The following is an 11,718-nucleotide window of genomic DNA, read 5'->3' on the forward strand; positions in this document are numbered from 1 at the left end:
ACCTTTGTTTTCAGGTACAAGAGGATTTTAACACAGAAATAGCATGTTGTCAAGCTAATTCTTATAAATATCAGTAAATACACACTGTATGATATACTATTACTACAATAACGCCTATTTATAATAGCAATATTACTGTATTTACAGGATATTAGCGTAATTAGCCTCTGCAACAGGAATTTTACTCTATTATTAGCCAAAAAGCGACTGTCACCAGGGGACACTGAAGAAGCAGAAATGCTATTACAGGGCTATGCTTTTAGGGTGACTGTCACCGGAAAAGGGTACTTATTTATGGGGTGGAGATTTGAAACATATAGTATATTTCTGCAGCTATTGCGACAAGAGCTATAACGCTTAATATGACCTGAAAATATTCGAGTAGCGGTTTATTCATTCGCATGTTGCCCTCTTCATCCAACACTATTCTTGCCTGATAAGAATCAACAAGTACCGCTTTTTCAGGACTTTCTTGTAAACACAAAATTGGCTCTTCTATATCATCTTCAAGAAGTTTTGTGTTTTGAGTAAGGCTGATAGGATATGAATATTTATGTGAGTATGTTTTGCCGTTGACTTTGTATGCAAATATTAAAACCCTGATGCTGGCACTATCACCCGAACCTTCTACCGTGTATTTTTCAATTATTGTTGACGCGACACATATACCATTCTTGAATATATTAATATCTTTAATTCCGCGATAGACACCAAATATTATTCCAGCTAAAAATCCCAGATATAAGAACCAGAACAATATTTTAATTGCTATATTTTCTGAGCCTATAGCAAAATAGTACATCGGAACAAGAAATACAGCAAACGCAAACAACAAAACCGAGGCATTTTTTCCGAACAACAGTTGTAGTTTAATACTAAGCGGAATTTCTCTTGGGGGCGGCTTTAAATACTTATATTTTTCCATATTTATTTATTCCGTCTTAAACAGCCTGGCGGTTTCGGAGACTAATTCTTTCAGGTATTTTGTACCGGAGGCGGTTACTATCCGGTCGCTCACGACCACGCCTTCTTTTAAGGTCAGGTTTTGAATTTTACTTAATTCATAGTCTACGGCTTCCTGCTCCGGTTTTGCAGCTGTCCGGCCTACCAGAAGTCCGGCACGGGCAAGTATTGCTTCACCTTCCCCTACTGCTGCAATTACTTTCCCGTCGTTGTAGAGTTTTCTCAAAATATTTCCGAGATCCAAATTAATATCTATTGATTTCGCCGCGCAGGTAAAAGAAATAACATCGTAGAATTGATAATCAACCTCGGCAATATGAACCTCTGCGGACTTATCCTCCAAAAAAGATTGGCGGACAGGCTGTCCGGAGTTTCGGCGAATGGAATTCAATTTATTATTCATGCCGCATTTCCGCCTGAGGCGAGATCTCACCGGAGTTCCTCTCTGATGGACATCCACGGAGTTACCTCCGTGGTTTTCTGCGGCATACTCGCCATAAATATCAGCGCCTTTATCTCCTTCGTTCTCTTTCTTTTTTGTACCTGCAATCACAATTTCGGCGCCTCTTTATGCAAAAAATATTTTCAACTCTTTGGCATTTTCTTTATTCCCGGTATCGGTAACTATCAGTACTTTTTTTCCGCTCAGACGCCTCTTTTCCGCAAAACGGCCGAGTATTTCTCCTATATTCATGTCTTTATTTGCTTCCATACCATAAACACTGCCATTTTGTATCTCACCTTTAATAAAATCTATTTCCGAAGCAATCTTGCCGTCACGGGAAAAAGCGGTTAATTTTCCATTAAGTTTACCTTCGGCATATGTAGAACTTGAAGAAACCTTTCCGTTTTTAAAATAGCTCGTAGCCGCACCGTTTCTTTTTCCGTCTTTATATGTTTCAAGAAGACGCAGCGTTCCTTCTTCATCAAATATTTTTACATCCCCATCAGGAATAGCTCCGCTTTTGAGTCCCGACTTTATCCCGTAATACGGAGAAAAAGAAAGCGTGGTCAAAGTCATCTGCAGATCTTTCGGTATCTTACACTCTTCCCTGGCAACTTCAGTTCCGCTCTGATCGAAATAAACCAAATATACTGCTTCCCCTTCTTTTATCATTTTTCTGGTGGTGTCAGAAAAAACAAACAAAGGCAAACAAATAAGCACCAGCGTAAGCATTATAATATTTCGAAAATTCTGACTCATAATATAGTATATACCATAAAAATAAGCTTAAACAAGAAAAAACCAACAAAAAGTGGGACAGGCACGTGCCTGTCCCACTTTTTTCACTTTTTACTGCTTTTTGTACTTTTTCTTTTATTTTATGCTGTTTTAAGAATGTCCTTCAAATCTTCGTCTACTGTCTTTATGGGTTTGATGTCGAAATTCTTGACTAAGAAAGCCAGTATGTTCGGGGAGATGAACGCCGGTAATGACGGGCCTAGTCGGATGCCTTTTATTCCCAAGGAGAGCAGGGATAGAAGGATGACCACGGCTTTTTGTTCGTACCAGGAAAGAATAAGCGATAGAGGGAGAGAGTTCACATCCGTTTTAAAAGCATCAGCAAGAGCTAAAGCTATTTTTACGGCAGAGTAGGCGTCGTTGCACTGGCCTAAATCTAATAGACGAGGTATGCCGCCGATATCTCCGAGATCCATATAATTGAATCTAAATTTACCGCAGGCAAGAGTAAGGATAATCGTATCCTTCGGGGTCTTTTCTGCAAACTCGGTATAGTAATTCCTGCCGGGTTTTGTTCCGTCACAACCGCCGACCAGGAAGAAATGCTTTATCGCTCCTGATTTCACTCCGGCTACTACTTTATCCGCAACGGAGAGCACGGCATTCCTTGCAAAGCCCGTTGTCAAAGTTTTCCCTGCAGTTTCTTTGAAACCCTTTAGCTCTTTTGCTTTGTTGATCAATATTTTGAAATCAGAATGCTTTACATGTTTTACTTCCGGAAAAGCGACCAGGCCTGTGGTATAGACCCTGTCAATGTAGCTCGTTCCAGGTTTTTGTATACAATTGGTCGTAAAAAGAATCGCCGCGGGAATATTATCAAACTCTTTCTGCTGGTTCTGCCATGCTGTCCCGAAATGCCCCGCAAGAGATTTATATTTCTTTAGCCCCGGATAACCGTGGGCAGGCAGCATCTCACCGTGAGTGTAAACATTCACCCCCGCCTTTTCCGTAAGCTTCAAAAGTTCTTCCAGATCCACTAAATCATGACCAGAAACTATTATCGCAGGTCCTTCTTTAACGCCGGTTGAAACAACGGTCGGAACCGGATGGCCGAACCTTTCGGTATGACCCGCATCAAGAAGCTCCATCACTTTAATATTTGCCTGTCCACACTCCATATTTAATCCGACCAGCTCTTCAAGCTTGATATCTTTATTTGTCAGGGAAGACAGAGCTTTATGAAAGAAAGCGTAAACACCTTCGTCTTCCTTTCCTAAAATGTACGCGTGATTAGCGTACGCCGCCATACCTTTGAGACCGTAAGTAAGAAGCTGTTTGACTGATCTTATATCTTCATTTTCGATATCATTTAATATTCCGTTTTCCTTGCCATCCTCTTCCATCTCTCCCAGAGTCTCAGGCGGAACATATTTTGCTTCCTTCGGAAGAGACTGCTCCTTAAAAGCGGCCTTTGCTGAAGACGAGTATATATCCAAAGTTAATTTTCTTATAATTTCGCCTTCTCTGATGATTTTTTCAAGACGCTCCGGGTTAAAATTCACATTAGTTACCGTAGTAAAAAGCGCGTCCACTGTAAACCTGTTGATAGAACGGTCTATTTTTGCTTTATTTTTCCTTGCTTCATTTGCCAGATACCCTATCCCTTTCAACTGATATATTATAAGATCCTGTAAGAACGATACCTCCGGAACCTTCCCGCACACTCCTGAGTTACTGCATCCCTTTCCTCCCGACGCCTGCTCGCACTGGTAACAAAACATTTTTTGCCTCCTTTTTGGTGAAACGATTCCACCGATTTCAAAACTTTTGGATTCCACTGATACAAACCATGGCTCCTGCAATATGATACTATTATGGTATCATATTAACTATGATATATGTCAGGTTGGGCGATATTACGATTTTAATTTTAGATTAGTTCTTTCTTTTCTGCTTTATATCATTTTTATGGCGAGTATGCCGCAGAAAACCACGGAGGTAACTCCGTGGATGTCCACCAGAGAGGAACTCCGGTGAGATCTCGCCTCAGGCGGAAATGCGGCATGAATAATAAGCAAAGCTTTTCCCGATAGGAGGATAAGTCCGCAGAGGTTCATAGTGATCTATTGCTCTTATTTTACCGTTTTTGTCGTACCATTTTACAGGTCCGTTAAGTTTACCATCTTTACATCGGGTACAGTCCCAAAGAGCAGGACAGTCCCCTTACTTTTGATTATTCAGGTGCAATTTATAAAATATTTCACGCATGTTATTATTTTCCCGCTGCACCTTTATATATATGAACAAAATCTTTGCGGAAGATTTTATCTCCGCTCGGGAGCTCTATATAATCTTTTCCGCCGCTGTAAACATCCATCAGTGTATCTGCCATATTTTCTATAAGTCCGTCTTTTATCCCGGTAAGATTTGTTTTTACTTCAAGACGCGAAAGCCAGGCTTCAATGTGCGAAGAGGCGTCTTTACTGCCAAATACTTTTTCTCCAAATAAATTTGACCTGAAAGCAAAGAACTCATATTTTTTCATATATTTCATCCACGAAAGCAGAAGACACGCAAGACCTTCGCTGTGAGGTACATCTGTCCAGGCGGATAAACAATGTTCCATCCAATGGAGATACGCTTTTCCGTTCCAAGCCATCTGCCTTAAAGGCGAACAGGCAATTGTACCGGAATAACTCATAAGTCCGCGGTAATCAGGATCGTCCGGATTTTCCATGGCAAGAGGCGTATTTTCTATGGTTTTAAGCATAATATCTTCTGCCATTCTGTCTTTTAGCGGAACCTCTCCAAAATGCGTAAGATACGGCTCCAGAAGATGACAGAGAATATCAACTCCGGAATACGCTGTCTGCTCTTTTGTAAGCGAATATGTAAGTTGCGGGTCAATTATAGAAACGGCCGGAAAGAGATGGCTGTCCATCAGATGAACTTTTTGTTTCAGCTCCGGATTGGTTATTACCGCCGTGGGATTTCCCTCCGAACCCGTAGCCGGAAGGGTCGGGATCATCAGCATCGGAAGAGGATTGATATTTATTTTACATTTTTTTTCAGAACAATGTACAAAATCCCATATAGAAACATTATCTTCGCATTTAGCTATAAGAGCAATGCCTTTAGCGGCGTCCATAGCGCTTCCACCGCCAAGAGCTATTACAAAATCAGAACCCAAAGATTTAGCAAGCCTTCCCCCTTCATCAATAGTTATTGATCTGGGATTTGCTTCCACCTTATAAAATATTTCAAAAGAAATCCCGTTACTTTTCAGCTGCGCAAGGAGATTATCCAGATAACCGAGTTTTTTAACGGAGTTCCTGCCGGTAACGATAAACGCTTTTCTGCCGAGAAGTTTTGCTTCAACCCCTGCTCTTTTAAACTCCCCCGTCCCAAAAATAAATTTCACAGGCCAGTACAATTCAAATTTTATCATTTAGGCTCCTGAAGCATCTGATTTTAAGATTGAAACTATCTTTTTCATAGCTTCAAAATATATTACAAGCACCAGTATTATCATCACGATTGAAAGCCCGGCATTTAAATAGTTTTTCCTGGGAAGATAATTAACGTAAATATTCATAACCCCGGCTGTAATAGTAGTAACAAACATAAAGAGGGACGGAAGAAAAGTAACCAGGGCATATTTCCAGTTCTTTGTTGTCGAAAGTATGAAAACCGTCCCGAAAGCCAGGGCAACCGTCGCCAGAAGCTGATTTGCCACGCCGAACATCGGCCAAATCGTACTTATATCCCCTTTATAAACAAGATACCCCCAGGCAAAACTGATGACTCCTCCGGTAATTAATACTCCTAGGAGTGAAGTCCCGCTTGCAAGTTTTTCATTTACCGGCTTTATTATCTCCTGTAGTATATATCTCGCCACCCGTGTTCCTGTATCCACCGTAGTTAAAATAAATAACGCTTCAAACATTATGGCAAAATGATACCAGTAACCCATCATTCCTTTCATTCCAGGTATGGAAGAAAGAATAACGGCCATTCCTGCGGCTAAAGAAACCGCGCCTCCTGACCGGCCCGTAAGAGTTTCTCCCACCATTTTTTCTATCTCAACAAGATGCTCCGGCGTATAACCGAGAGTTAGAAAAATATGCTGTGGAATATTTATGGCAAAATAATCCGCGGGAATAAGCACCGTGGCGGCAATGAGAGCCATTATAGAAACAAATCCTTCCACAAGCATGGAGCCGTAACCTATTAATAATATATCCGACTCCTTGTCTATCATCTTCGGGGTTGTTCCGGAAGCGACCAGACTATGAAAACCCGAGATTGCTCCGCAAGCAATGGTAATGCAAACAAACGGCCAGACTTTTCCGGGAATAATAGGACCGCCCCCGCTTATAAAAGCTGTAAAGGCGGGCATGTGTATCTGCGGGTTAACTATCACTATTCCAAACGCAAGGAGGATTATCGTTCCTATTTTCATATAAGAGCTCAGATAATCTCTGGGGCAAAGAAGGAGCCATACGGGAAGCACTGAAGCAACAAAACCATAGACCGGAAGAATTATCGATAGCGCAGGTTTGGAAAGTAAGAACCATTTTCCAAATTCTGATTTGGAAACCTGTTCTCCGAATATCACGCCAAGAAAAACAAGAACTACTCCGATTAAAGACGCTTCTACCAGTCTTCCGGGGCGGATTTTATACATCCAAAGCGCTACAACAAGAGCTGCGGGAATTGTGGAAAAAAGCGTAAATGTTGCCCAGGAGCTTTCATTTAAAGCATTTACCACAACAAGCGCAAGTCCTGCCAGAGCCGTTATAATAATAAATAGAACTGCAAAACCGGCGGCAATTCCTGCGGGTCTGCTTATATATTTTTTTACGAGATTGGAAAGAGATAAACCATGATTCCTTACCGAAGCAAAAAGAATTACGATATCATGAACAGCCCCGCCAAGACAGGCTCCTATTAAGATCCATAAAAATCCCGGAAGGTAGCCAAATTGCGCAGCTAAAACAGGTCCGACAAGCGGCCCCGCTCCCGATATTGCCGCAAAATGGTGTCCAAAAAGCACCCACTTATTAGTCGGATGATAATCATGGCCGTCCTTTAATTCGTGCGCCGGGGTAGTCTTTTTATCATTAAAAACCAATATTTTCGTAATAATAAATTTGGCATAAAATCTATAGGCCAGCGCAAAAACAAGCATTGCTGTTATTAATAATGTAAGAGCATGCATATTTAAAATATATCAGAAGTGGTGCAAATATTCAATATGAGTTTTGCTCATTTTTTGGTAAACTATATATATGACAGTAGTATTAATAATATTCATTCTTACATACGCAGGACTTTCTTTTGGAGGATTTCCTTACTTCCGGCTGGATAGAGCAGGAATAGCAATAGTGGGCGCGGTCTTAATGGTAGCCTTCGGGGCGTTATCCTTCGAGGAGGCATTAAAGGCTATAGATTTTAATACAATCCTTCTTCTCCTTGGCATGATGATGGTTTCAGCTAACTTGAAAACGGCCGGTTTTTTTGTGATGCTAAGCTGCTTTATCCAAAAACGTATCAAGACCCCTGTTTATTTACTTGCTGTTATTATTTTTGTTGCAGGCGGGCTCTCGGCGCTTTATGTTAACGATACAATTTGTATCTTCTTCACTCCCTTCCTCCTTGAAATAATAAGCGCTTTATCATTAAATCCAATTCCGTTTCTTATCGGCTTTGTAACTGCCTGTAACATCGGGTCTGCCGCCACGCTTACGGGAAACCCGCAAAATATGCTTATAGGTATTTACTCCGGCATTTCTTATTTTGAATTTTTCATCAAGCTTTTTCCTATAGTCTTACTTTGTCTTATTATCAACTTCCTTGCAGTATTCCTTATATATAGAAGAAAGCTCGTAAGCGCAACACCTGCTAAAATACCAAAAAGCAAAGAAGTAATTCATCTTTCTCTGATTTACAAGACCCTTGCGGTGACATTTTTAATGTTTGTATCTTTCTTTTTGGGAGTCAACCTTGCCCTTACCGCAATTTCCGGTGCAGCCCTTCTTTTGATTACAAGAAGGATCAATCCTGAAAAAATCTACAACGGCGTCAACTGGTCGCTTCTTTTAATGTTCTCCGGACTTTTCATAGTCGTTCACGCTCTTGAAAAAAGCGGGATCTCTCTTAAGTTTTTCGAATTAGCAAAAACCTTTAACCTGGAAAACAAATGGAGTTTCTCTTTCGCAGCCACAATACTTTCAAATATAGTAAGCAATGTCCCCGCAGTACTCCTCTTTAAACCTATAATGAATATGTTTGCCAATCCGGAAAAAATGTGGCTGCTTTTAGCTGTGATTTCTACTTTTGCAGGAAATCTGACACTTGTCGGTTCTGTCGCAAATCTTATAGTAGTCGAGCAGGCAAAGCCCTATGTAAAGCTGGGATTTTTTGAATATCTAAAGGTAGGAATACCGCTTGCGATAATAACAATTATAATAGGAACTTTACTCTTATAGCAAATAACTGGTTGCTAAAAACTCACCTTTTTTCCATTCAATTAGAAATTAAAGAGCTTCTTGCAGTCATGGCACTCATTTCAATAAACCAATCTTACCAATTTTCTTACTTCCATCCGGAGCTATAACTACATACAAATAAACACCACGGGCTACAAGTTCATTACTCTCGTTCTTCCCGTCCCATTCTATCCAGCCAAGGTTTCCTAAGTCTGATTCCTTTATCTCTCTTATCTTCTCTCCGGCAATGTTATATATCGTTACGGTGCAATCCACCGGCAGGTTGATTATTTTCAATTTACCGTCCACTGCTGTGCCCGGCCTATATGGATTTGGATACACTATCACATTATTTAAATTACTGCTTACATACGTCCCGAACACTCTGTACGTGCTGAAATGATTTACTTGAGCTGTTACTTTTCCTCCGGATACTACCTGGGTTCCGGGAACTATCGTATATCTACCCGTTGTCTCGTCGTAATAATATATCCGTAAACAATTCTCATCCATTGCTCCTATATCTTCCGGTAAATATGGGATAGATATCTTTACAGGCGAGCTAAAGGTCATATTCTTTACTGTCCACGGGGTTCCGCTTGTGTCTATCTCTCCGAAATCCCTGATTATCGGGTTTACCGTCGCCTTATACCTTAATCCCGTTGCCGCACTCGCAGGATTTTCCGTAACTCTTGCTCCTACTACTTTACTTCCCGTAAATGCTCCGGCAGGTATTTCTATTCTTGTTCCGTCTATATTTGAAATTATTGTACCCATACTCCCGTCTACATTAACCGCTTCATACACTTTAACTTCTACATTTCCCTTTACTCCCGCGATTTCCTTATCTGCAACCTCTATCGTCTGTTTACCTATCGTCTTTAATGCTGTAACTACTTGAGTGATTCCATTATCTCCCGATACAAATACATAATCTACAGGTTTTACTACATTCGCATCAGTCAAACTAAATCCTACTGTATTTAAGTATCCGGTTATCGGGGTGCTATCCTTATACGCTTTTATCGTGACATTAAACGAACTGCCTGCTATCGCCTCCAGAGGCGCCCCGACAACAAGTTTGTTTACCGTGCAAAGTTTTATTGTACTTGTTATATCCGCTGTATTTCCGGCTCCATCTGTATATCTTACGTATGCGGTTTTTAATCCGTCTGCACTCTCTAAATCCCATGTCTTTGTCCCGGCTGCATATGCTACCGCAGTTGACCAGGTGCTGCCGTCATTACTAAACTGCATATTCGTTACTCCGCTTCCCACTCCATCTTCAGCTGATATTGATAACGTTACTCCTATTGTCATTGTTAAACTTGCTCCGCTATTTATACTTACTGTTCCTGCCGGTGCTGTTGCATCCATTATTATTGTATCCGCAATATCCCCTGTCCAATTTCCTGCATTATCCTTATACTTCACATACACAGTCTTGGTTCCGTCCACCGAGGCTAAATTCCAATTCTTTATTGTCGCGTATGCTTCAGCCGTTGACCAGGTACTACCGTCATTACTAAACTGCATCTGGCTCATTCCGCTTATCGCGTCCGTTGCCTCTAAATTTAGAATAACATTCTGATTATTGGTATATTCCGCATTATTATTTATTGTTATGGTCGTTGCTGTTGGCGGATCATAATCCGCTGCTGTCACTGTCCCGGTTGCTATATTACTTCCCGATATAGTATTTCCTGCCAGATCCTGCACTCCCGTTACCGTAACAGAGAAACTGTCTGTTGATGTTAACGTCAGAGCTCCTATTGTCGTCACTTTGTTTGCATATGAAATTGTCGCTGATGTAAGTATCTTTGCTGCTCCTATCGGCGAGGTTATTACATAATTTCCTTTATTCGTCGCGGTTGCAAGAGAAAGATCCTCACTGAATGTTATTAATACCTGCGAGCCGTTTGCTGTCGCTGTTACTACTGTCGGCGATATTGAATCTGTTAATGCCGCATATTTGACCGTACTTGTTGTATTCGAGCCGGCTGATGTCGTTACTATTACATTATAGGTACCTGCTGTTATTCCTGTTGGCACTACTCCCTGCTGTATCTCTGTATCGCTTACCACTATATACGGGTTTATTGTCACTGTGGACGGGCCGGTCATGGTTACTCCTATTACGCTATTACTTCCTGCACCTGCAAAAAACCCGTTACCATATATATTAATTGTGTTTAAAAGATGTTTGTACCCGCTGTTCGGGCTTACGTCTGTTACTCTTGGCGGGGTTGCGCTTACGGTAAATTGAGTTCCGCTGCTATCCCCCCCTCCGGTTGTTACCACCACATTATATGTTCCTGTGTTCAATGTATTTGGAATGACTACTCCTGTTATATTTGTATCTGAAGCAACGGTATATGCAGTTGTTATAGTTGTTCCACCGACTTTAATACTGCTCACATCAGAGCTGTTTGTTCCGGCAAAGAAACCTGAACCGGAAATTGATACTGTTACACTCTGGCTGTATGCCGAACTGTTCGGGGTTATCGTTGTTATCACAGGGGCTGTTGTTGTTAACGTTAATTTCCCTGTAGAAGTTGAATTACTTCCTTGAGGTGTATAAACTATTACATCATACGTTCCGGCTTTGGTTTTTAACGGAACTACAGCGCTGTTTATTACGCTGTCTGAAATACACGTGAATCCGGACAAATTGGTCGCTGTCCCTAATTTAATTGCGGTGACGGAGGAGCTGGAGGTGCCGGCGTAGAAATTTAGGCCGGTTATTGTTATTGTGTTTGCTTGTAGATTTGAGGCACTACTTGGGGTTATTGTTAATACAACAGGCATACTGTTTGCCATTGTGATATTTCCGGTAATACCTGATTTATTATTCCCGTCTTTGGCTGTTATCTTTACGGGGCCTTCTACTTTACTGTAAGTTTGGCTGAAAACAAGCACTCCGTCAGTCAATCTTACTGAGGTCAGTCCTAAAGTCCCTGTTCCGTTTGTTGTTAAGGCAACTATCGGAGAGCTTTTTACAAGATTACTGTTTGAGTCTTTTGCTGTTATAGTTACATTAAATCCGTTTATGTCAGCCACTGCCGGAGCGGTCACTGTATA

8 protein-coding genes and 1 pseudogene (1 of these 9 cut by a window edge) are annotated in these 11,718 nt (G+C 41.1%); 1 reads left to right on the top strand and 8 read right to left on the bottom strand.

All coding sequences use genetic code 11. The features are described 5' to 3' along the window. Positions 1-292: 292 nt before the first annotated feature. The 6 genes from A2536_00760 to A2536_00785 all read right to left on the bottom strand — a co-directional run bounded on the left by A2536_00760 (position 293) and on the right by A2536_00785 (position 7,367). Entirely contained in the window at positions 293-925 is a 633-nt protein-coding gene (locus tag A2536_00760) for a hypothetical protein (GenBank protein OGF45754.1), read from the bottom strand. Positions 926-931: 6 nt separating this feature from the next. Beyond that, on the bottom strand, positions 932-1,516 hold the full coding sequence (locus A2536_00765; GenBank protein OGF45755.1) for a hypothetical protein: 585 nt from the start codon (positions 1,514-1,516) through the stop codon (positions 932-934). Between the two features lie 15 nt (positions 1,517-1,531). Beyond that, positions 1,532-2,140 carry a hypothetical protein gene (locus A2536_00770; protein ID OGF45756.1) on the bottom strand — a complete coding sequence of 203 codons (609 nt, stop codon included), beginning with the start codon at positions 2,138-2,140 and terminating at the stop codon, positions 1,532-1,534. Positions 2,141-2,286: 146 nt separating this feature from the next. Beyond that, entirely contained in the window at positions 2,287-4,014 is a 1,728-nt protein-coding gene (locus A2536_00775; GenBank protein ID OGF45757.1) for a hydroxylamine reductase, read from the bottom strand. A 404-nt stretch (positions 4,015-4,418) separates the two neighbouring features. Continuing rightward, positions 4,419-5,594: a hypothetical protein gene (locus A2536_00780; protein ID OGF45758.1), complete on the bottom strand. Its 1,176-nt coding sequence runs from the start codon at positions 5,592-5,594 to the stop codon at positions 4,419-4,421. After that, positions 5,595-7,367 carry a carbon starvation protein CstA gene (locus A2536_00785; protein ID OGF45759.1) on the bottom strand — a complete coding sequence of 591 codons (1,773 nt, stop codon included), beginning with the start codon at positions 7,365-7,367 and terminating at the stop codon, positions 5,595-5,597. It lies immediately after the preceding gene. Positions 7,368-7,437: 70 nt separating this feature from the next. On the opposite strand from A2536_00785, the gene A2536_00790 reads away from it, so the two are divergent. Next, positions 7,438-8,637 (top strand): hypothetical protein, encoded by a 1,200-nt coding sequence (locus tag A2536_00790; GenBank protein ID OGF45760.1) that lies wholly within the window; start codon positions 7,438-7,440, stop codon positions 8,635-8,637. A gap of 75 nt (positions 8,638-8,712) precedes the next feature. On the opposite strand, the gene A2536_00795 is transcribed toward A2536_00790, so the two are convergent. Both A2536_00795 and A2536_00800 read right to left on the bottom strand, forming a co-directional pair. Next, a complete protein-coding gene (locus tag A2536_00795) occupies positions 8,713-11,712 on the bottom strand; it encodes a hypothetical protein (protein ID OGF45761.1) in 3,000 nt (999 codons plus the stop codon). After that, a pseudogene (locus A2536_00800) lies at positions 11,690-11,718 on the bottom strand (hypothetical protein); it runs 8,149 nt beyond the window's last position. Before A2536_00800 ends, A2536_00795 begins: the two are co-directional and overlap by 23 nt.

The sequence above is a fragment of the Candidatus Firestonebacteria bacterium RIFOXYD2_FULL_39_29 genome, from assembly GCA_001778375.1.
Lineage (GTDB): Bacteria > Oederibacteriota > D2-FULL-39-29 > D2-FULL-39-29 > D2-FULL-39-29 > D2-FULL-39-29.

Bases quoted from the DNA above. Each gene is read 5' to 3' on its own strand.
- A2536_00760 (OGF45754.1), bottom strand. From the start codon at position 925: ATGGAAAAATATAAGTATTTAAAGCCGCCCCCAAGAGAAATTCCGCTT.
- A2536_00770 (OGF45756.1), bottom strand. From the start codon at position 2,140: ATGCTTACGCTGGTGCTTATTTGTTTGCCTTTGTTTGTTTTTTCTGAC.
- A2536_00780 (OGF45758.1), bottom strand. From the start codon at position 5,594: ATGATAAAATTTGAATTGTACTGGCCTGTGAAATTTATTTTTGGGACG.
- A2536_00785 (OGF45759.1), bottom strand. From the start codon at position 7,367: ATGCATGCTCTTACATTATTAATAACAGCAATGCTTGTTTTTGCGCTG.
- A2536_00790 (OGF45760.1), top strand. From the start codon at position 7,438: ATGACAGTAGTATTAATAATATTCATTCTTACATACGCAGGACTTTCT.